Annotated in this window: 18 protein-coding genes and 1 riboswitch; of the genes, 13 read left to right on the forward strand and 5 right to left on the reverse strand. The window is 70.8% G+C overall.

From position 1 onward, the window contains the following. Positions 1–44: 44 nt before the first annotated feature. On the reverse strand, positions 45–446 hold the full coding sequence (locus ACFYY1_RS04125; RefSeq protein ID WP_388580494.1) for a hypothetical protein: 402 nt from the start codon (positions 444–446) through the stop codon (positions 45–47). Between the two features lie 187 nt (positions 447–633). On the opposite strand from ACFYY1_RS04125, the gene ACFYY1_RS04130 reads away from it, so the two are divergent. The 6 genes from ACFYY1_RS04130 (at position 634) to ACFYY1_RS04155 (ending at position 7,742) form a co-directional block, all read left to right on the forward strand. Further along, positions 634–1,254: a heme-copper oxidase subunit III gene (locus tag ACFYY1_RS04130; RefSeq protein WP_388580497.1), complete on the forward strand. Its 621-nt coding sequence runs from the start codon at positions 634–636 to the stop codon at positions 1,252–1,254. A 62-nt stretch (positions 1,255–1,316) separates the two neighbouring features. Beyond that, positions 1,317–2,126, forward strand: coding sequence for a c-type cytochrome (locus ACFYY1_RS04135; RefSeq protein ID WP_388580500.1), 810 nt, complete (start codon positions 1,317–1,319; stop codon positions 2,124–2,126). Next, positions 2,123–3,175: a Rieske 2Fe-2S domain-containing protein gene (locus ACFYY1_RS04140; protein WP_388580502.1), complete on the forward strand. Its 1,053-nt coding sequence runs from the start codon at positions 2,123–2,125 to the stop codon at positions 3,173–3,175. The genes ACFYY1_RS04135 and ACFYY1_RS04140 overlap by 4 nt, the downstream gene beginning before the upstream one ends. After that, positions 3,172–4,797, forward strand: coding sequence for a cytochrome bc complex cytochrome b subunit (locus tag ACFYY1_RS04145; protein WP_388580505.1), 1,626 nt, complete (start codon positions 3,172–3,174; stop codon positions 4,795–4,797). Before ACFYY1_RS04140 ends, ACFYY1_RS04145 begins: the two co-directional genes overlap by 4 nt. 124 nt (positions 4,798–4,921) lie before the next feature. Beyond that, positions 4,922–5,986 (forward strand): anthranilate phosphoribosyltransferase, encoded by a 1,065-nt coding sequence (trpD, locus tag ACFYY1_RS04150; RefSeq protein WP_388580507.1) that lies wholly within the window; start codon positions 4,922–4,924, stop codon positions 5,984–5,986. Between the two features lie 85 nt (positions 5,987–6,071). Then, a riboswitch (SAM riboswitch) is annotated at positions 6,072–6,189 on the forward strand. A gap of 176 nt (positions 6,190–6,365) precedes the next feature. Beyond that, positions 6,366–7,742: an aminotransferase class V-fold PLP-dependent enzyme gene (locus ACFYY1_RS04155; protein WP_388580510.1), complete on the forward strand. Its 1,377-nt coding sequence runs from the start codon at positions 6,366–6,368 to the stop codon at positions 7,740–7,742. Between the two features lie 63 nt (positions 7,743–7,805). Here ACFYY1_RS04155 and ACFYY1_RS04160 read toward each other — a convergent pair whose 3' ends face one another. Next, positions 7,806–8,087 (reverse strand): Lrp/AsnC family transcriptional regulator, encoded by a 282-nt coding sequence (locus ACFYY1_RS04160; RefSeq protein ID WP_124718123.1) that lies wholly within the window; start codon positions 8,085–8,087, stop codon positions 7,806–7,808. After that, a complete protein-coding gene (locus tag ACFYY1_RS04165; protein ID WP_388580513.1) occupies positions 8,084–8,836 on the reverse strand; it encodes a rhomboid family intramembrane serine protease in 753 nt (250 codons plus the stop codon). The genes ACFYY1_RS04160 and ACFYY1_RS04165 overlap by 4 nt, the downstream gene beginning before the upstream one ends. 163 nt (positions 8,837–8,999) lie before the next feature. Here ACFYY1_RS04165 and ACFYY1_RS04170 point away from each other — a divergent pair, with 163 nt between their 5' ends. The 5 genes from ACFYY1_RS04170 (at position 9,000) to ACFYY1_RS04190 (ending at position 14,478) form a co-directional block, all read left to right on the forward strand. Further along, positions 9,000–9,242, forward strand: coding sequence for a hypothetical protein (locus ACFYY1_RS04170; RefSeq protein ID WP_266736800.1), 243 nt, complete (start codon positions 9,000–9,002; stop codon positions 9,240–9,242). Positions 9,243–9,278: 36 nt separating this feature from the next. Continuing rightward, a complete protein-coding gene (locus tag ACFYY1_RS04175) occupies positions 9,279–10,640 on the forward strand; it encodes an NYN domain-containing protein (RefSeq protein ID WP_388580517.1) in 1,362 nt (453 codons plus the stop codon). 284 nt (positions 10,641–10,924) lie between these two features. After that, positions 10,925–11,953 carry an NlpC/P60 family protein gene (locus tag ACFYY1_RS04180; RefSeq protein ID WP_388580520.1) on the forward strand — a complete coding sequence of 343 codons (1,029 nt, stop codon included), beginning with the start codon at positions 10,925–10,927 and terminating at the stop codon, positions 11,951–11,953. A 235-nt stretch (positions 11,954–12,188) separates the two neighbouring features. Further along, positions 12,189–13,220 carry an NlpC/P60 family protein gene (locus ACFYY1_RS04185; protein WP_388580523.1) on the forward strand — a complete coding sequence of 344 codons (1,032 nt, stop codon included), beginning with the start codon at positions 12,189–12,191 and terminating at the stop codon, positions 13,218–13,220. A gap of 19 nt (positions 13,221–13,239) precedes the next feature. Then, on the forward strand, positions 13,240–14,478 hold the full coding sequence (locus ACFYY1_RS04190; protein ID WP_388581503.1) for a hypothetical protein: 1,239 nt from the start codon (positions 13,240–13,242) through the stop codon (positions 14,476–14,478). A gap of 13 nt (positions 14,479–14,491) precedes the next feature. On the opposite strand, the gene ACFYY1_RS04195 is transcribed toward ACFYY1_RS04190, so the two are convergent. After that, the gene (locus ACFYY1_RS04195) at positions 14,492–15,739 is read right to left on the reverse strand and encodes a glycosyltransferase 87 family protein (protein ID WP_388580526.1); all 1,248 of its coding nucleotides are present in this window, start codon (positions 15,737–15,739) and stop codon (positions 14,492–14,494) included. 128 nt (positions 15,740–15,867) lie between these two features. On the opposite strand from ACFYY1_RS04195, the gene ACFYY1_RS04200 reads away from it, so the two are divergent. Further along, positions 15,868–17,010 (forward strand): glycosyltransferase family 4 protein, encoded by a 1,143-nt coding sequence (locus ACFYY1_RS04200; RefSeq protein ID WP_388580529.1) that lies wholly within the window; start codon positions 15,868–15,870, stop codon positions 17,008–17,010. Positions 17,011–17,192: 182 nt separating this feature from the next. Here ACFYY1_RS04200 and ACFYY1_RS04205 read toward each other — a convergent pair whose 3' ends face one another. After that, on the reverse strand, positions 17,193–18,989 hold the full coding sequence (locus ACFYY1_RS04205) for an AMP-dependent synthetase/ligase (RefSeq protein WP_388580532.1): 1,797 nt from the start codon (positions 18,987–18,989) through the stop codon (positions 17,193–17,195). 280 nt (positions 18,990–19,269) lie between these two features. On the opposite strand from ACFYY1_RS04205, the gene ACFYY1_RS04210 reads away from it, so the two are divergent. Next, positions 19,270–20,064 (forward strand): metallophosphoesterase, encoded by a 795-nt coding sequence (locus tag ACFYY1_RS04210; RefSeq protein WP_388580535.1) that lies wholly within the window; start codon positions 19,270–19,272, stop codon positions 20,062–20,064. Positions 20,065–20,113: the final 49 nt, after the last annotated feature.

Here is a 20,113-nt window from a genome sequence, read left to right on the forward strand (position 1 = left end):
TGCACTGCCCCTCAGTGGTGCCGCGGACGGGGCCGCGGCGGGCATCAGACGGCCACGCAGTCCCTGCTGCGCAGCAGGGCGGCCAGGGCGTCCGCGAACTCGACCGGTTCGACCGGAAGGGTCACCGCGGCGTCCGCACGGCTCCAGGTGGCCAGCCAGGCGTCCTGCGGGCGCCCGATCAGCAGCAGCACCGGCGGGCACCGGAAGATCTCGTCCTTGATCTGCCGGCAGACGCCCATGCCGCCCGCGGGCGCCGTCTCGCCGTCCAGCACGCAGACGTCGATGCCGCCGCGGTCCAGCGCCTCCAGCACGGCGGGCATGGTGGCGCATTCCAGGAACTCCACCGGTGGCACGTCGGCCGCGGGCCTGCGCCCGGCTGCCAGCCTCACCTGCTCACGGGTGTTGGCGTCGTCGCTGTAGACCAGGACCGTGGCGGTCGGCTGCATTGTTCCTCCGTGACATCTGTGTCTTCGGGGCTTTCCGGGCATGAACCGATGCGCGGATCGTACTCCGCCCGACGGCCTGTCAGCACCGCTTCGGACCGCTGTTCCATGGGCCGTTCGGGGAGGACACACCCGGCTGACACACCGAACGGCACCCCCCGGGGTGAGGGCGGGATAAGCGACCGACATAATGTCGGTCGTGGCGACAGCAACGACAGTAGAAACCGGGCACGCGCACCCGTCGGTCAATCGACCGAACCTCACCAGCGTCGGAACCATCATCTGGTTGAGTTCCGAGCTGATGTTCTTCGCGGCCCTCTTCGCGATGTACTTCACCCTGCGATCGGTGACCGGACCGGAGCACTGGAAGGAAATGGCTTCGGCCCTGAACTTCCCGTTCTCGGCGACGAACACCACGATCCTGGTGCTCTCCTCACTCACCTGCCAGCTCGGCGTCTTCGCCGCGGAGCGGGGCGATGTGAAGAAGCTCCGTGCGTGGTTCGTGATCACTTTCGTGATGGGTGCGATCTTCATCGGAGGCCAGGTCTTCGAGTACACCGAGCTGGTGAAGGAGGACGGCCTCTCGCTGTCCTCCGACCCGTACGGCTCGGTGTTCTACCTGACCACCGGCTTCCACGGTCTGCATGTGACAGGCGGTCTCATCGCCTTCCTGCTCGTTCTGGGCAGGACATACGCGGCCAAGAGGTTCACCCACGAACAGGCGACCTCCGCCATCGTCGTGTCCTATTACTGGCACTTCGTCGATGTCGTATGGATCGGCCTCTTCGCCACGATCTACATGATCAAGTAACCGGGTTCGAAACCGAACCACATCCAGCATCGACGCAGAAGATCCTGACACCGGGGTAATCCGTGAAAAAGCTCTCCGCACGACGACGCCATCCGTTGGCGGCGGTCGTCGTACTCCTCCTCGCGCTGGCGGCCACTGGGGGGCTGTACGCCGCGTTTGCGCCCGCGAGTAAGGCGCAGGCCGACGAAACCGCCCAGTCCCTCGCCATCGACGAGGGCAAGAAGCTGTACGCCGTCGGTTGCGCCAGCTGCCACGGAACCGGCGGTCAGGGCACCACCGACGGGCCGAGCCTGGTCGGCGTGGGCTCCGCCGCCGTTGACTTCCAGGTCGGCACGGGCCGTATGCCGGCGCAGCAGCCCGGCGCCCAGGTGCCGAAGAAGAAGGTCATCTACAACCAGGCGCAGATCGACCAGCTCGCGGCGTACGTCGCGTCGCTGGGCGCCGGTCCGGTCGTTCCGACCAAGAAGCAGGTCGACCCTGCGGGTGCGGACATCGCCAAGGGTGGCGATCTGTTCCGTACCAACTGCGCGCAGTGCCACAACTTCACCGGTGAGGGCGGCGCGCTGTCGAACGGCAAGTACGCGCCCAGCCTTGAAGACGTGGACCCGAAGCACCTCTACGAGGCCATGCAGACCGGCCCGCAGAGCATGCCGTCCTTCCCGGACACGACGATGCCCGAGCAGCAGAAGCGGGACATCATCGCGTACGTCCAGACCGTGAACAGCGCTCAGTCGGAGAACCCGGGTGGGCTGAAGCTGGGCGGCCTCGGGCCGGTCAGCGAGGGACTGTTCGCCTGGATCTTCGGGCTCGGCGCACTGATCGCAGTTGCCATTTGGGTCGCGGCCCACACCGCTAAGGCCAAGAAGTCATGAGTAGCCAAGAGATTCCAGACGAGAACCTGCCCGCTGAGCAGGGCACCGCGCACGACGCGGTGAAGGTCGCGGACGACCCGTTCGCCGACCCGGGGCTGCCGGCCCACAAGCCGCGCATCCAGGACATCGACGAACGGGCCGCGAAGCGCTCCGAGCGCGCCGTCGCGTTCATGTTCACGCTGTCCATGCTGGCGACGATCGGCTTCATCGCCTCGTACGTCATCTTCCCGGTCGACAAGATCGTGTACATCTGGCCCTTCGGCCATGTGAGCGCGCTCAACTTCTCCCTGGGGCTGACCCTGGGCGTGGCACTCTTCACGATCGGCGCGGGCGCCGTCCACTGGGCGCGCACGCTGATGTCCGACGTGGAGGTCGCCGACGACCGGCACGCCATCGAGGCCGAGCCCGAGGTCAAGGCGAAGGTCATGGCGGACTTCGCGGCGGGTGCCGAGGAGTCCGCGTTCGGACGGCGCAAGCTGATCCGCAACACCATGTTCGGCGCGCTGGCCCTGGTGCCGCTCTCCGGCGTGGTGCTGCTGCGCGACCTCGGTCCGCTGCCGGAGAAGAAGCTCCGCACCACCCTGTGGGCCAGGGGCAAGCAGCTCATCAACATGAACACGATGGAGCCGCTGCGTCCCGAGGACGTCGCCGTCGGTTCGCTGACCTTCGCCATGCCCGAGGGCCTGGAGGAGAGCGCGCACGACTTCCAGAACCAGATCGCCAAGGCCGCGCTGATGATCGTCCGTATCCAGCCGGAGAACATCAAGGACAAGCGCGAGCGCGAGTGGGCCCACGAGGGAATCGTGGCCTTCTCCAAGATCTGCACCCACGTCGGCTGCCCGATCAGCCTGTACGAGCAGCAGACGCACCACGTGCTCTGCCCGTGCCACCAGTCCACCTTCGACCTCTCCGACGGCGCCCGCGTCATCTTCGGTCCGGCCGGTCACGCCCTTCCGCAGCTGCGGATCGGTGTGAACAGCGAGGGCAACCTCGAGGCGCTCGGTGACTTCGACGAGCCCGTCGGTCCTGCATTCTGGGAGCGCGGATGAGTACTGCGACCGACACACAGCGCAAGGCGCCCGCCGGTGAGCGGGTGGCCGACTGGGCGGACGGCCGGCTCGGGATCTACTCCCTGGCCAAGGCCAACATGCGCAAGATCTTCCCGGACCACTGGTCCTTCATGCTCGGTGAGATCGCCCTCTACAGCTTCATCATCATCATCCTCACGGGTGTGTATCTGACGCTGTTCTTCGAACCGAGCATGGGCGAGGTCGTGTACCACGGCTCGTACGAGCCGATGCAGGGCATCCGGATGTCGCAGGCCTACGCCTCGACGCTGGACATCAGCTTCGACGTCCGCGGTGGTCTGCTGGTTCGCCAGATCCACCACTGGGCCGCGCTGATCTTCCTGGCCGGCATGTTCGTGCACATGATGCGCGTCTTCTTCACGGGTGCGTTCCGCAAGCCGCGTGAGATCAACTGGCTGTTCGGCTTCCTGCTGTTCGTGCTGGGTATGTTCACCGGTTTCACCGGCTACTCGCTCCCGGACGACCTGCTGTCCGGTACGGGTGTCCGCTTCACCCAGGGCGCGATCCTGTCGACGCCGATCGTCGGCACGTACATCTCGATGTTCCTGTTCGGCGGAGAGTTCCCCGGTCACGACTTCGTCGCCCGGTTCTACTCGATCCACATCCTGCTGCTGCCGGGCATCATGCTCGGTCTGCTGGTGGCGCACCTGATCCTGGTCTTCTACCACAAGCACACGCAGTTCGCGGGTCCCGGCCGCACCAACAAGAACGTCGTCGGCATGCCGCTGCTGCCGGTGTACATGGCGAAGGCCGGTGGCTTCTTCTTCCTGGTCTTCGGCATCATCGCCATCATCGCGGCGATCGCCACGATCAACCCGATCTGGAACATCGGCCCGTACCGCCCGGACCAGGTGTCCACCGGCGCCCAGCCCGACTGGTACATGGGCTTCGCCGAGGGTCTGATCCGAGTGATGCCCGGCTGGGAGATCAACCTCTGGGGTCACACGCTCGTCCTGGGTGTGTTCATCCCGCTGATGGCCTTCGGACTGGTACTCGCGATCATCGCGGTCTACCCGTTCGTCGAGTCCTGGGTCACCGGGGACAAGCGCGAGCACCACATCCTGGACCGCCCGCGCAACGCCCCGACCCGGACGGCCTTCGGTGTCGCCTGGATCACCGAGTACGTCATCGTCTTCATCGGCGGTGGCAACGACCTGTGGGCCACGCACTTCCACCTGTCGCTGAACGCCATCTCCTGGTTCGTCCGGATCTTCATCTTCGTCGGCCCGGTCCTCGCGTTCATCGCCACCCGGCGGATCTGCCTCGGCCTCCAGCGCCGCGACAAGGAGAAGGTGCTGCACGGACGCGAGTCCGGCATCATCAAGCGCCTGCCGCACGGCGAGTTCGTCGAGATCCACGAGCCGCTCGGCCCCGAGCAGCTGCACACGCTCACCGCGCACGAGCAGTACAAGCCGGTCGAGATCGGCCCGACGGTCGACGAGAACGGTGTCGAGCGCAAGGTGTCGGCGCTGCAGAAGCTGCGGGCCCGGCTCAGCAAGGGCTACTACGGCGAGAACAACCAGATCGCCAAGCCCACCGCCGAGGAGTACAAGGAGATCACCAGCGGCCACGGTCACCACTGATCGCCTGAACTGATCGCCACAGCGAGAGCCCCGTCCATTCGATGGACGGGGCTCTTTGCTGCCCCCGGCGCTCGATAGGGTGGAGGTGATCCCTTTTACCGGCTGTGGACCCCAGGAGCGGACCATGAACGTTGTGACCCCGATCGGCGGCGACAGCGTGGCGGACCGTACCTGGCCCGGCGTGCTGAACCCCCTGCTGCGTGGCGAGGACCTCACCGCCGACGACACCGCGTGGGCGATGGACCGCATCATGAGCGGCGAGGCGAGCGATGTGCAGATCGCCGGATTCGCGGTGGCCCTGCGTGCCAAGGGCGAGACCATCGACGAGGTCTCCGGCCTGGTCCGGACGATGTACGAGCACGCCAACACCATCCATGTGCCCGGCCGTACGGTCGACATCGTCGGCACCGGCGGCGACCTCGCCAAGACGGTCAACATCTCCACCATGTCGGCGGTCGTCATCGCCGGCACCGGCGCCAAGGTCGTCAAGCACGGCAACCGCGCCTCCTCCTCGGCGAGCGGTTCCTCCGACGTGCTGGAGAAGCTCGGCGTCAACCTGGACCTCTCCGCGCAGCGGGTCGTCGAGGTCGCGGAGGAGGCGGGCATCACCTTCTGCTTCGCGGTGAAGTTCCACCCCGCCCTGCGGTACGTCGCCAGGGCCCGCAAGGAACTCGGCACGCCGACCACGTTCAACATCCTCGGACCGCTCACCAACCCCGCCCGGGTGCGCTCCCAGGCCGTCGGTGTCGCCGATCTGAAGATGGCGCCCATCGTCGCCGGTGTCCTTGCCGAGCGCGGCAATTCGGCGCTGGTCTTCCGCGGTGACGACGGCCTGGACGAGCTGACCACGACCGCGACCTCGCGGGTCTGGGTGGTCCGGGACGGATCGGTGCGCGAGGAGGTCTTCGACCCGCGCGACGTCGGTCTGGAACTGGTGCCCGTCGAGGCCCTGCGCGGTGCGGACGCCTCGTACAACGCCGATGTGGCCCGGCGGGTGCTGTCCGGTGAGCGGGGGCCCGCGCGGGATGCCGTGCTGCTCAACTCGGCGGCGGCGCTGACGGCTCTCGACCCGACGGACGGCACGCTGGACGAGCAGCTCGCGGCCGGGATCGCGAAGGCCGCCGAGTCCATCGACTCCGGGGCGGCGGCGCGTGCGCTGGAGCGCTGGGTGGCGGCCAGCAACGCCTGAAACAGGCGCAGATGTGGTGCGAGGCGCAGTCCGGATCCTGGACTGCGCCTTGCGCGTCTTCGTACGTATGGCAGGATGCTGGTCAGGTCATGAGTGACAGCGACTACGGCCCCGGCCCGCTGTCCGGCAACCCTCCGTCCGTGGCGGGGTGCCCCGGGTGAAGACCAGGCCGTAGGCAGCGAGGTCTGCGGCAAGCGCGGGCCCCTCGGCATCTGTGAATGCCAACCCCCGGGGTCCTGGTCCCTAGGGAGCCTCTTGTGAGCATGCGAATGCGATAGGGCCGTCGGCCCTCCTCCGCACCCCCTTCTTCACCTCTTCCGCTGCGCTGCCGCGTATCCGCCGGCGCATGCGATTCGCCTGCCTCTTACGGGAGTTCGCCATGTCTGTCTTCACCGCTGCCGCCGACCAGTCGCTTTGTGCCCCTCTGCCGGTTCTGGGCAAGGATGTGACGGTTCCGCTGGTCACGGGTGGCGAGGTCACCTACGCCGCGCTCGACTACGCCGCCAGCGCCCCCGCGCTCCAGCGGGTCTGGGACGACGTCGCCGCGTACGCCCCGTACTACGGCAGCGTCCACCGCGGGGCCGGATACCTCTCGCAGCTCTCCACGGACCTCTTCGAGAACAGCCGCGCGACCGTCGCGGAGTTCCTCGGCTGCCGCGCCGGTGACCAGGTGATCTTCACCCGCTCGACCACCGACTCGCTGAACCTGCTGGCCGCGGTCGTCCCGGCCGACTGCCAGGTCTTCGTCTACGAGACCGAGCACCACGCCTCGCTGCTGCCGTGGCGCGACGCCCGGGTGACGTACCTGAACGCCCCGCGCACCCCGGCCCAGGCGGTCGAGACGCTGGAGCGGGCGCTCGCCGACCGTGAGCCCTACGGCCCCGCGCTGGTCTGTGTCACCGGCGCCTCCAACGTCACCGGCGAGCTGTGGCCGGTGAAGGAGCTGGCCGCCGCCGCCCACGCGCACGGCGCCCGGATCGTGCTGGACGCCGCCCAGCTCGCCCCGCACCACCCCGTCGACATCGCCGAGCTGGACGTGGACTGGGTCGCCTTCTCCGGGCACAAGCTGTACGCGCCCTTCGGCTCGGGCGTCCTCGCCGGCCGGGCCGACTGGCTGCAGCAGGCCGAGCCCTACCTCGCGGGCGGCGGCGCCTCGCGCAAGGTCGCCCGTCGCACCGACGGCGGGGTGGACGTCGAGTGGCACTCCACCGCCGCCCGCCACGAGGCCGGTTCCCCCAACGTCATCGGCGTGTACTCCATCGCCTCCGCCTGCAAGGCGCTCACCGAGGCGGGCTTCGACAACCTGGTCGCCCGGGAGCAGCACCTCGTCGACGCGGTCCGTGCCGGCCTCGCCGAGGTCCCCGAGGTCAAGGTGCTCTCGCTGTTCGGCGACGACGCCCCGCGGGTCGGCGTCATCTCCTTCGTGGTGGAGGGCTGGAACAGCTCGCACTTCGCCGCCGCGCTCTCCGCCGAGTACGGCATCGGCGTCCGCGACGGACTGTTCTGCGCCCACCCGCTGGTCCGCACCCTGCTGGGCAGCGACCCGCAGGAGGTCGGCGAGTGCGGTGCGCCGGAGGCCGAGCCGGGTGAACGCTCGCTCAACGCGATCCGGGTGAGCTTCGGCGCCGGTACCCCCGACGAGCACATCGAGCGGTTCGTCCGCGCGGTCAAGGAGCTCGTGCGCAAGGGCGCCCAGTGGAAGTACCGCACCGAGGACGGCCGCTGCGTCCCGGACCGGGGTGCGGCGCAGCTCTGAACAGACCTTCGGCGGGGGCCGGGCCGTGTGCCCGTCCCCCGCCGAGGTGTGCTGAAGGGGTGCCTACGCGTCGAGGCCGATGGCGAAGGCGGCCTCCAGGTCGTGCTGCGAGTAGGTACGGAACGCCACATGGGTGTCGGTGGCCTCGACGCCGGGGATCTTGCTGATCCGGCCGGGGATGACATCGGCGAGATCGTCGTGCTTGGGCACCCGGACCATGGCGATCAGGTCGTACGTACCGGTGACCGAGAAGACCTCGCTGACACTGTCCAGCGCGGCGATGGCCTCGGCGATCTCGGGAATCCGGTCCACGCTGGTTTTGATGAGCACGATCGCGGTGATCACGGCTGGCTTTCTCCCTCGGTGGCCGTGGCTGGTCCCTTCACTCTATCCGTACGCCGGTAACGCCCCCAGGCGTAGAGGAAGCCGAGGGCGAAGCCCACCACATGGGCCAGATAGGCCACCCCCGGCCCCCCGCTGCCCGCGCCCTGGACGGCCAGCCACTGGAGGGCGAACCAGAAGACCAGCACGATCCAGGCGGGGAAGCGCAGCGGCAGGAAGAAGAGGAACGGGAACAGGCTGGTGACCCGGGCCCGGGGGAACAGGTACAGGAACGCCCCGAGCACCGCCGAGATCGCCCCCGAGGCGCCCACCAGCGTCTGGTCGGACGTGGCGTGCGCGGCCGCGTAGGCGACCAGGGCCAGGTAGCCGGAGATCACGTAGAAGAAGGTGAACCCGAGCCGGCCCATGCGCTCCTCGGTCATCGCCCCGAACACGTACAGGAAGAGTACGTTGCCGAGCAGATGCAGCCAGCTGCCGTGCACGAAGAGGGCGGTGAGCGGGGTGAGCAGGGCGTGCGCGGAGCCGTCCCACAGCTCGCTGGGGATCACGCCCCAGCGTTCGAAGTACCCGGCCTGGGCGGCGAGCAGGGCGTCGGCGGTGCCGGGGACCGGGTTGAAGCCGGACAGCGGGCTGATCACGAAGACCAGGACGCAGGCAGCGATCAGGGCATGGGTCACCACCGGCCCGCCCGAGGTGACCGTCCGTAGCAGCCCACCGGTCAGCCTGCCGGTCACAGCTCGCCGATCGATCATGAACAGAGCATGACGCAAGCGGAGGGAACGGGACAGACCGCCTCGCCGTGTCGGGGGGACAGGGCGAGGCCGTAGGGTTACGGCAGGACATCCGCAGTTCGACGGCGCACCGCGAGATCCTTGAAGCAAGGCAGCAAGAGACTCGACGAAAGAGGACGCAACGATGACGACGGTTCCCCAGATGACCGACGGGACTCGCTGGCGCTGCACGCTCTGCGGAAATCTCACGCGCTTCGACGTGACGCGCTCCTCGAAGGTCGTCGAATATGTCCATCTCGACCTGGCCGGTGAGTCCAGCGTCGAGGAACGCGAGGTGGTCAGTGAGACCATCGAGTCGGTGCGCTGCCGTTGGTGCAACGCGGTGGATCAGATCGAACTGGTGGACAGGCCGGGTGCCGACTCCTGACGGAGCCGCGCCCACAGACATTTGGGGTGACGGATGGTGGAGCAGCCCGCTAGCGGCGCCGAGTCGGCCGAGGCGGCCGACGGCGCCGTCGAGGCGCTCGACCGCCCGCTGCCCGAAGGCGTACGGCGGCGGGTCGTCGCGCTCGTCTCGGACGCGTTCGGCGGCCTGACGGTCACCGAACTCCCGGCCCAGCTGCGGCAGTACGCCCGTTTCACCCCGACCCGGCGGGCCAAGTTCGCCGGGAACGCGATGGCGGCCGCCCTGGAGGGCGACGCGCTGTTCCGGCAGCGGATCGGCGACCGGCTCAGGGAGGGGCAGCCGGAGCTGGCCGCCGCCCTGGAGGCGGGGGTGCCGCCCGCCGCCGCCGACCCGGTCGACGTGGCCGCGGCGGCCTATGTGCTGCGCCCGGCGGGCTGGGTCAAGCTGGTCGCGGCCGCGGGCGAGGAGGCCCAGCGCGCGGACGCCGAGCGCGCCGACGAGGAGAGCCGGCGCGAACTGGGGCGGCTGCGCGAGGAGCTCGTCGAGGCCCGCTCCCAGACGAAGAGCGAGACGGAACGGCTGCGCGCCGAGCTGGACGCGGCCCGCAAGGAGGCCGAATCCCTCCAGCGCAAGCTGCGCAGCGCCGTCAACGAGGTCAAGCGCGGAGAGGCCGCGCTGCGCCGCAGCCGGACCGAGATCGAGGCCGTACGGTCCGAGGCGGCCGCCCAGGTCTCGGCGGCCGAGAGCGAGAGCCGGCGGCTCAAGGCGCGGCTCGGTGAGGCCGAGGCGTCCGTGGAGGCGGGCCGCCGGGCCGCCAGGGAGGGTCGCTCGGTCGAGGACATGCGGCTGCGGCTGCTGCTCGACACGGTGCTCGACGCGGCGAGCGGACTCCGCCGTGAACTGGCCCTGCCGCCCTCCTCGATGCGCCCCGCGGACAGCGTGGACGCGGTCGAGCCGGGCCGGCTGTCGCCCAAGGACATCGCCGCCAGGGCCCTTTCGGAGACCGATCCGGCCCTGCTCGACCAGCTGCTCGCGTTGCCGCAGGCGCATCTGATCGTCGACGGCTACAACGTCACCAAGACCGGCTATCCGCAGCTGCCGCTGGAGAAGCAGCGGTTGCGGCTGCTGGGCGGGCTCTCGGTGCTTGCCGCGCAGACCGGCGCGGAGATGACCTGTGTCTTCGACGGTGCCGAGCTGGCGGCCCCGGTGCTGCTGGCGCCGCCGCGCGGGGTCAGGGTGCTCTTCAGCAAGCCCGGGGTGACCGCCGACGAGCTCATCCGTCAGCTGGCGCGCGCCGAACCTCCGGGCAGGCCGGTCGTGGTGGTCTCCACCGACCGTGAAGTCGCCGACGGAGTGGCGAAGGCGGGTGCCAGGCCCGTTGCGTCCGTCTTGCTCCTGAAGCGCCTTTCGCGCGTCTAGCGGCACTTGCCTGGTCTCGGTGGAAATCGGGGAACGGACCGTCAATTCCTCACTACACCCCGTGCGTCGTGGGTAAAGAAGTGCGCTCCGTGACGAGATTTTTCGGGTGAGGATTTGAACTGATCACAAGTTGGTCACTAGGGTCAGCCTTCGAACCTTCGCACGGTTGATCACCCATCCGGGGTGACGGCGAGGGCACCGCCGAGTCCGTGACATGCACGGAGCCGGGGATTCAGGTCCCCCACAGCCCGGTAGGCGGCTCGAGGAAGAAGGAGCTCGCCTCCGTGGCGTCCCACCGTCGTCCCAAGCAGCCGAGCCGCGCCCGTGTGACCGTGCTCACCGCGACCGCCGCCGCGGCCGTGGCCCTGACCTCCCAGGCGGCCCACGCCGACCCGAAGCCCTCCAAGGGCGAAGTCCGGGAAGAGGTCGAGAAGCTCAGCCACGACGCCGGTGACGCCAACGAGAAGTACTACGGCGCCAAGGAGAAGCAGCAGAAGCTGGAGAAGGAAGTCAGCGCACTGCAGGACAAGGTGGCCCGCGGTCAGCAGGAGCTCAACAACCTGCGCAATGGCCTCGGTTCGCTCGCGGCGGCGCAGTACCGCTCCGGTGGCATCGACCCGTCGGTGCAGCTCTTCCTCTCGTCCAACCCGGACAGCTTCCTCGACCAGGCCTCGGCCCTCGACCAGTTGACGGCCAAGCAGACCGAGGCCCTGGGCAAGATCCAGGAGAAGCAGCGGGTCCTCGCGCAGCAGCGCAAGGAGGCCCAGGACAAGCTCGGTGACCTCGCGGACGTGCGCAAGACGCTCGGTGAGAAGAAGAAGGACCTCCAGACCAAGCTGGCCAAGGCGCAGCAGCTGCTCAACTCGATGACCGCCGCCGAGCGCGCGAAGATGCGCGAGGACCAGCAGCGCGCCAGCCGTTCCGCGGGCGACCGGGTCGAACTGGGCAACGAGGTCCCCGCCTCCGCCTGGGGCGCCGCCGCCCTGAACGCCGCCAAGACCCAGGTGGGCAAGCCGTACGGCCGCGGCGGCACCGGCCCCGGCTCCTTCGACTGCTCCGGGCTGACCCAGTGGGCCTACGCCCAGGCCAACGTCCAGATCTCCCGGGTCACTTACACCCAGGTCAACGACGGTGTCCACATCGGACGCAGCGCGCTGAAGCCCGGCGACCTGGTCTTCTTCAACAACACCGCGCACGTGGGCCTCTACGCGGGCAACAACACCGTCCTGCACGCCCCGTACCCGGGCACGTTCGTCCGGTACGAGTCGATGGACACGATCGGCAGCTTCCAGTTCGGCGTGCGCGTCGGCTGACGACGCCCGAACGGGCGAATTCCCGCGCCCGCACGGACCGTCCGCCCCGCCGGAGACCACAGGTCACCGGCGGGGCGCCGTCGTTTCCGGCACCCTTCCTCGCGGCGCGGCCGTTCGTCGCTCCGTGATCGTGCGACTACTGTCTGCCTGCTGCGCGGCTCCCGGTCGTCGGTCCGCCCGCCCCGGGCGGCAGGGGCTGCGCGCGTCTGCGTACAGCGGAAGGAGTGCGGCGTCCGTGGTGTCCCATCGCCGTTCCACACAGTCCGGCCTCAACCTGAGCGTCCGGGCCACCGTTCTGTCCGCCGCGGCGGCGACCGCGGCCGCCACCCTCGGCACGGCCACCGCGAACGCCGACCCGCAGGACGCCCCCCGGACCGCGAAGGCCCGCATCGACCGGCTGTACACCGAGGCCGAGCGGGCCACCGAGCAGTACAACGAGGCCGGTGAGAACGCCGGCCGGCTGCGCGGCGAGGTGGACCGGGCCCAGGACCGGGCGGCCCGCGGCCAGGAACAGGTCAACCGGATGCGTACGGTGCTCGGTTCGGCGGCGAGCGCGCAGTACCGCTCCGGTGGCATCGACCCCTCGCTCGCCCTGCTGCTCTCCTCCGACCCGGACAGCTACCTGGACCGGGCGGCCGTGCTGGAGCGCCTGAACGAAGTCCAGGCCGCCGAGCTGCGGGAACTCCAGAGGGTCCAGCAGGGGCTGGAGCAGACCCGGGCGGAGGCGGACCGGGCACTGGCCGAGCTGGAGCTCAGCCGGGCGGCCGCCACCCGCCACAAACGCACCGTCGATCGCAAGCTCGCCGAGGCCAGGAAGCTGCTGGCGACGCTGCCCGGCGCCGACCGGGCGGAGTTCGGGCGGGCCTCGCGCTCCGGCCGCGACGGCGGGCTCCCCGCCATGGCGGATCTGCCGGCCGGCTCCGCACGCGCGGCGGCCGCCGTCGCGGCGGTCCGGCAGGCGCTGGGCCGCCCGTACATCTGGGGGGCCAACGGACCGGCCGGATTCGACTGTTCCGGGCTGATGCAGTGGGCGTACGCCCGCGCCGGGGTCAGCCTGCCGCGCACCTCGCAGGCCCAGCGGTACGCGGGACGCATGGTGCCGCTCTCCGAGGCCCGCCCCGGCGACCTCGTCGTCTACCGCGCGGACGCGAGCCATGTCGCGATGTACGTCGGCGACGGACAGGTGATCCACGCCCCGTACCCCGGGGCCCCGGTGCGCTACGACCCCGTCGGCATGATGCCCGTCTCGTCGGTGACCCGCGTCTGACCGTACCCTCGATCGGGTGATGCGGCGGCGGGGACGGAACAGCGGACGGAGCGCGGCGGGAGCGCTGCTCGCCGGGCTGCTGCTCGTCTCCGGCTGCGCGGCCCCCGACGACGACGGCGCCGCCCCCGGATCCACCACCCGGGCCGTCCGCGCCACGCTGGACCGCCGGGCCGCCGCCGTGCTCGCCCACGACACGGACGCCTACCTGGCCACCACGGACCCCCGCGCCACCGGGCTGCGCGCGGCCCAGCGCCGGGAGCTCGGCAACCTCGCCGACGTACCGCTCGGCTCATGGACGTACCGGCTGCGCGACGTGACCGCCCGGGGCACCGACCGGGCCACCGCCGACGCCGAGCTGCGCTACCGGATCAAGGGCTACGACGCGGCGCCGGTCGCCGCGGACCGGGTGCTCGACCTCAGACGGGACCGGGCGGCCGGCCGCTGGTACGTCGTCGGGGAGCGGGCCGGCGGGGACGGCGCCCGCCAGCTCTGGCAGCAGGGCGACGTACGGGTGGTGCGCGGCAAGCGCAGCCTCGTCCTCGGGGTGGGCCGCACGGACCAGGAGCTGCGCGCCGTCGCCGGGACCGCCGACCGCGCGGTGCCCGTCGTGTCCGACGCCTGGCCGGAGCGCTGGGCGGGCCGCGTGGTGGTGCTCGTGCCGCGCACGGTGGACGACATGGCGGAGCTGCTGGGGTCGGCGGCGGACTACCGGGGGATCGCCGCCGTCACCACCGGGCGGACCGGCGGCGCGGGCCGGACGCCCGCGGACCGGGTGATCGTCAACCCGCAGGCGTACGGCACGCTGGGCGCCTTCGGGCAGCGGGTCGTCCTGACCCACGAGACCACCCATGTCGCGACCCGCGCCCACACCTCCGCCGCGACGCCGACCTGGCTCTCCGAGGGCTTCGCGGACTGGGCGGCCTACCGCGCCGAGGACCGCACCGCCGCCCGGATCGCGCCCGAACTCGCGGACGCCGTCGCGCGCGGCGAGGTGCCGGCCGCCCTCCCCACCGACGAGGACTTCGGCTTCGCGGGCGACGCGGCGCGCCTGGCGAGGGCGTACGAGGGCGGCTGGGCGGCCTGCGAGCTGATCGCCGACCGCTGGGGCGAGCAGAAGCTGCTCGCCTTCTACCGGGCCGTCGGAGGGCACCCGGGACGCGACGGAGCGGTGGAGCAGGCCATGCACGAGGTGCTCGACACGACCGAGCAGGACTTCACCGCGCTCTGGCGGGAGTATCTGCGCTCCGCACTCGGCTGAGCCGGCGCACGGCTCAGGAGCCGACCGGCTCCGTCTCGCGGTCGAGGCCGGACCGGGCGGCGGACCCGCCGTCGCGCGCCGCCCCGGTGACCGTCCGCCGCCACAGCCGGCCAGCGGCGATCAGCGTCGCCGCCACCAGCAGGCCGTTGCGCGCGAACATCAGCGTCACGCCCGTCGCGTCGCTGGTCACCACGTGCGTGAACCCGAGCGGGAACTCCCACTGGGTGACGCCCGTCGCCAGCAGCACCAGACCGGCCGGCAGCACCATCCGGCTGTCGCGGAACACCAGGCAGACCGCCGCCAGGCCGACCAGCCAGAGCATGTACTGGGGGCTGATCACCCGGCTCGTGGTCGTGAACAGCAGCACCGCCACGAACGCCGCGTCCGCCGGGGTGCTCGCACCGAACTCACGGGCCCGCAGCCGCCACACCAGCAGCCAGCCGAACGCCAGGACGGACAGACCGAGGGCGAGCGTGCTCACCAGCGGCACGTGCGGCCCCAGGAACTCCATCGAGCCGTAGTGGTACTCCACCCGGCCCGACCAGCCGAACTGCCGCGCCACGTGGAAGACCAGCGCCCCCAGCGACTCGACCTCGGTGCCCCGGTCGCGCTGGAAGCCGAGGAAGGCCAGCGCACCGGGCATCGCCACGGTGCACACCACCAGCAGCCCGGCCGCCGTCACCGCCGCCGCCGTCCACGCCGACCGCGTGGACCGGCCCCGCGCCGTACCGGCCAGGACCAGCGCCGGCCACACCTTCAGCAGCGCGCCGACGGCGGCCAGCACACCCATCACCCGCGGATGCCGCACCCCCGCGAGCAGCGCCGCCACCGCGACCGCCGTGACCATCACGTCGTAACGGGCGTACGCGGTCGTGCCGAGCAGCGGCACCCCCGCCACCCACACCCAGGCGCCCGCCACCGACCGGCCGCCGCCCCGGCCCGCGTACAGCAGCAGTCCCAGTACCAGCGCGTCGCACACGAACGCGAGGACGAAGAAGGCGGAGGCGTAGTCCAGGAACGGCAGCAGCGCGGGGGAGAGGACGGCGAGCGCGGCCAGCGGCGGGTACTGCCAGGTGACGTCGGACTCCGGATACGTACCGGTCTTCAGGACCTCGGACCAGCCGTGGTAGATCACCGAGACATCGCTGGTCACGTCCGGTCCGGGCAGCGTGATCACCTTGGTGACGAAGCACAGCAGCGCGACCCTGGTCAGGGCCCACACCGCCGCGGCGGCGAGTCGTGCGCCGGCCGATCCCCTCATGAACGCCTCATTCGTCGGTCGTCGCCCGGTGGTTGCCCGGTCGGTACTCGGTGGGTGAAGGAGCCATGATGCCCGCCCGGCCGGTGCGGGAGCCATCGGGGCCGGACGGCCCGGTACTGTCGGCCGGGATGGACAAGACCCTGATCGTGACCAACGACTTCCCGCCCCGCCCCGGCGGCATCCAGGCATTCCTGCACAACATGGCGCTGCGCCTGGACCCCGCACAGGTCGTCGTGTACGCCTCCACCTGGAAGCGGACCCCGGAGGGCCGCGCGGCCACCGCCGCCTTCGACGCCGAGCAGCCGTTCACCGTCGTGCGCGACCCGACGACGATGCTGCTGCCGACCCCGAGGGTCACCCGGCGCGCGGTGCGGCTGCTGCGCGAGCACGGCTGCACCTCCGTCTGGTTCGGCGCCGCGGCCCCGCTCGGGCTGATGGCACCGGCGCTGCGCAGGGCGGGCGCCCGCCGCCTGGTCGCCACCACGCACGGGCACGAGGCGGGCTGGGCGCAACTGCCCGCGGCCCGGCAGCTGCTGCGACGGATCGGCGAGGGCACGGACACGATCACGTACCTGGGGGAGTACACCCGCTCCCGGATCGCCCCCGCGCTCACCTCCCGGGCCGCGGCGCGGATGGTCCAACTGCCGCCCGGCGTCGACGAGAAGACCTTCCACCCCGACTCGGGCGGGGACCGGACGAGGGCCGGGCTCGGGCTCTCGGACCGGCCGGTCGTCGTCTGCGTCTCCCGGCTCGTGCCCCGCAAGGGCCAGGACACGCTGATCCTCGCGATGCCCGCGATCCTGGCGCAGGTCCCGGACGCGGTGCTCCTGATCGTCGGCGGCGGACCCTACGCCGAGGAGCTGGAGCGGCTGGCCGAGGAGACCGGGGTCGGCGACTCCGTGCGGTTCACCGGACCGGTGGCGTGGGAGGAGCTGCCCGCGCACTACGGCGCGGGCGACGTCTTCGCCATGCCGTGCCGCACCCGCCGCGGCGGCCTCGACGTGGAGGGCCTCGGCATCGTCTTCCTGGAGGCGTCCGCGACCGGTCTGCCGGTGGTGGCGGGCGACTCGGGCGGCGCGCCCGACGCGGTGCTCGACGGCGAGACCGGGTGGGTGGTGCGCGGCGGCTCCCCCGAGGAGGCGGCCGACCGGATCGTCACGCTGCTGCGCGATCCGGAGCTGCGGCGGCGGATGGGGGAGCGGGGCCGGGCCTGGGTCGAGGAGAAGTGGCGCTGGGACCTGCTCGCCGAGCGGCTGCGGGCGCTGCTCTGAGCCGTACGGGCGTGCGGGCACGGCTCCGATTCGCGTACGCGCGAAGGCACGGCTCCGGACCGGGTAGGCGAGAGGCACGGCTCCGATGCGGGCAGGCGCGAAGGCGCTGCTCCGGGCCGGGTACGCGAGAGGGGCCCGCACTTGCCGTGCGGGCCCCTCTCACGCGTACGTCCTTCAGGGCGTCAGCCGCGGTAGATCGCCTCGATCTCGTCCGCGAAGTCCTTCGCCACCACGTTCCGCTTCAGCTTCAGCGACGGCGTGATGTGGCCCGCCTCCTCGGTGAACTGCGAGTCCAGGATGCGGAACTTGCGCACCGACTCCGCCTTGGACACGGCCGCGTTCCCGTCGTCCACCGCCCGCTGCACCTCGGCCAGCAGCTCCGGGTCCTCGCGCAGCGACACGGCCGTCGAGCCGGCCGGCTTGCCGTGCTCCTCGGCCCAGCGGCCCAGGAACTCCTCGTCCAGGGTGACCAGCGCGCCCACGAACGGCCGTCCGTCGCCGACCACCATGCACTCGGCGACCAGGGCGTGCCCGCGGATCCGGTCCTCGATCACCGCGGGAGCGACGTTCTTGCCGCCCGCCGTGACGATGATCTCCTTCTTGCGGCCGGTGATCGCGAGATAGCCGTCCTCGTCCAGCGTGCCGATGTCGCCCGTGTGGAACCAGCCGTCGGCCAGCGCGTCGGCCGTCGCCGACTCGTTGTTCCAGTAACCGGTGAACAGGTGCTCGCCGTGCAGCAGCACCTCGCCGTCGTCGGCGATCCGCACCACCGAACCGGGCAGCGGCTGGCCGACCGTACCGATCTTCTGCCGGTCCCACGGGTTGAAGGCGGTGGCCGCGCACGTCTCGGTCAGGCCGTAGCCCTCCAGGACGGTGAAGCCGATCCCGCGGTAGAAGTGGCCGAGCCGCTCGCCCAGCGGCGCGCCGCCGGAGATCGCGTACTCGCCGCGCCCGCCGAGCACCGCCCGCAGCTTGCTGTAGACCAGCCGGTCGAAGAGCTTGTGCTTCAGCCGCAGGCCCAGCGGCGGGCCCTGCGGGGTACCCAGGGCGCGGCTGTAGGCGATCGCCGTGTTCGCGGCCTTGTCGAAGATCTTTCCCTTGCCGTCGGCCTGCGCCTTGGCACGCGCCGCGTTGTACACCTTCTCGAAGACCCGCGGCACACCGAGGATCAACGTCGGCCGGAACGAGGCCAGTTCATCGGTGAGATGCTTGATGTCCGGTACGCAGCCGAGCTTGATCGGGGCCATCACCGAGGCCACCTCCACCAGCCGTCCGAAGACGTGGGCGGCGGGCAGGAAGAGCAGTACGGAGCAGTCGCCGGTACGGAAGAGGGGCTTGAGCCGCTCCACCACGTTGCCGCATTCGGCGAAGAAGCTGCGGTGCGTGAGCACACAGCCCTTGGGGCGGCCGGTGGTGCCCGAGGTGTAGACGATGGTGGCCGGGTCGTCCGCCTTGGCGCTCGTCATCCGCAGGTCCAGCGTCTCGTCCGAGACGTCCTCGCCGATCGCCGTCAGCCCGCGGATCGCGTCGTCCTCGATCTGCCAGATGCCCTTCAGTGCCGGCAGGTCCGCCTGCACGGAGACCACGGAGGCCTGGTGCGCGGCGGACTCCACCAGGCACAGGGCGGCACCGGAGTCACCGAGGATCCACTGGATCTGCTCGGGCGAGCTGGTCTCGTACACCGGGACGGTGACCGCGCCCGCGCTCCAGATCGCGAAGTCGAGCAGGACCCACTCGTAGCGGGTGCGCGAGAGCAGGGCCACCCGGTCACCGGCTTCGACGCCCGCGGCGATCAGTCCCTTGGCGACGCCCCTGACCTCGGCCAGGAACCGGGCGGCGTCGACATCGGTCCACACGCCCCCCACCTTGCGGCTCATCACCGCGACATCGGGATGCTGAGCGGCATTGCGGCGGATGAGATCCGTCAGGTTGCCGTCCGAGGGGACCTCGTACAGGGCCGGAAGGCTGAACTCGCGCAAGACTGCTGCTCCTCATCGGGCTCCGGTGCCACGGCTCTGTGTGACGCACCGGCTGCGGTCCAAGACTGGCGGGTGCTCAGTGAGGTGAGCACGACTGGACTGCCCGGACGTTACCCACCAGTACTGGGTTCCCGATAGGGGGTTCCGGCCAGATGTCTTATGCGTCACACATAACGTTGATCCTTGGCCGCACAGTAGTCCACCCGTGTGACCGGGCGACGGTATTCGCAGGTCCGGCGGCCCCTACCCAGGTGGCGGACGGCCCCCTAGGGTGATCGTCATGCCAGCCGGAACGGACAGCACCCGACAGCGCACCCGTATCCATGTGGTCAGCGACGTGCACGGCAACGCCGAGGCGCTGGCCCGCGCCGGGGACGGCGCCGACGCGCTGGTCTGCCTCGGTGACCTGGTGCTCTTCCTCGACTACGCCGACCACTCGCGCGGCATCTTCCCCGATCTGTTCGGCGTGGAGAACGCCGACCGGATCGTCGCGCTGCGCACCGCGCGCCGCTTCGAGGAGGCCCGCGAGTTCGGCCGGGGCCTGTGGAAGGGCATGGACCGCAACGCCGCGATCGTCTCGGCGGTGCGCAAGCAGTACGCCGAGCTCTTCGCGGCCTTCCCCGCACCGACGTACGCCACCTACGGCAACGTCGACATTCCCGGCCTGTGGTCCGAGTACGCACACCCCGGCACCACCGTCCTCGACGGCGAACGGGCCGAGATCGGCGGCCGTGTCTTCGGCTTCGTCGGCGGCGGGCTGAAGACCCCGATGAACACCCCGTACGAGATCGGCGACGAGGAGTACGCGGCGAAGATCGAGGCGATCGGCCCGGTCGACGTGCTCTGCTCCCACATCCCGCCCGATGTGCCCGAGCTGACCTACGACACGGTGGCGCGCCGCTTCGAGCGCGGCAGCCGGGCCCTGCTGGACGCCATTCGCCGGACCCGCCCCCGGTACGCCCTGTTCGGCCACGTCCACCAGCCGCTGGTGCGCCGGATGCGGATCGGCGCCACCGAGTGCGTGAACGTCGGCCACTTCGCGTCCACCGGCAGGCCCTGGGCCCTGGAGTGGTGACCACACCGGCACCGGACCCTGGAACGAGGCGTCGCGCACACGCGATAGC

It is taken from the genome of Streptomyces sp. NPDC001890 (assembly GCF_042891445.1).
GTDB lineage: Bacteria > Actinomycetota > Actinomycetes > Streptomycetales > Streptomycetaceae > Streptomyces.

Coding starts and splice junctions, on each gene's coding strand:
- ACFYY1_RS04200 (WP_388580529.1), top strand. CDS start 15,868: ATGGACAAGACCCTGATCGTGACCAACGACTTCCCGCCCCGCCCCGGC.
- ACFYY1_RS04155 (WP_388580510.1), top strand. CDS start 6,366: ATGTCTGTCTTCACCGCTGCCGCCGACCAGTCGCTTTGTGCCCCTCTG.
- ACFYY1_RS04140 (WP_388580502.1), top strand. CDS start 2,123: ATGAGTAGCCAAGAGATTCCAGACGAGAACCTGCCCGCTGAGCAGGGC.
- ACFYY1_RS04130 (WP_388580497.1), top strand. CDS start 634: ATGTCGGTCGTGGCGACAGCAACGACAGTAGAAACCGGGCACGCGCAC.
- ACFYY1_RS04195 (WP_388580526.1), bottom strand. CDS start 15,739: ATGAGGGGATCGGCCGGCGCACGACTCGCCGCCGCGGCGGTGTGGGCC.
- ACFYY1_RS04190 (WP_388581503.1), top strand. CDS start 13,240: ATGCGGCGGCGGGGACGGAACAGCGGACGGAGCGCGGCGGGAGCGCTG.
- trpD (WP_388580507.1), top strand. CDS start 4,922: ATGAACGTTGTGACCCCGATCGGCGGCGACAGCGTGGCGGACCGTACC.
- ACFYY1_RS04125 (WP_388580494.1), bottom strand. CDS start 446: ATGCAGCCGACCGCCACGGTCCTGGTCTACAGCGACGACGCCAACACC.
- ACFYY1_RS04170 (WP_266736800.1), top strand. CDS start 9,000: ATGACGACGGTTCCCCAGATGACCGACGGGACTCGCTGGCGCTGCACG.
- ACFYY1_RS04165 (WP_388580513.1), bottom strand. CDS start 8,836: ATGATCGATCGGCGAGCTGTGACCGGCAGGCTGACCGGTGGGCTGCTA.
- ACFYY1_RS04210 (WP_388580535.1), top strand. CDS start 19,270: ATGCCAGCCGGAACGGACAGCACCCGACAGCGCACCCGTATCCATGTG.
- ACFYY1_RS04145 (WP_388580505.1), top strand. CDS start 3,172: ATGAGTACTGCGACCGACACACAGCGCAAGGCGCCCGCCGGTGAGCGG.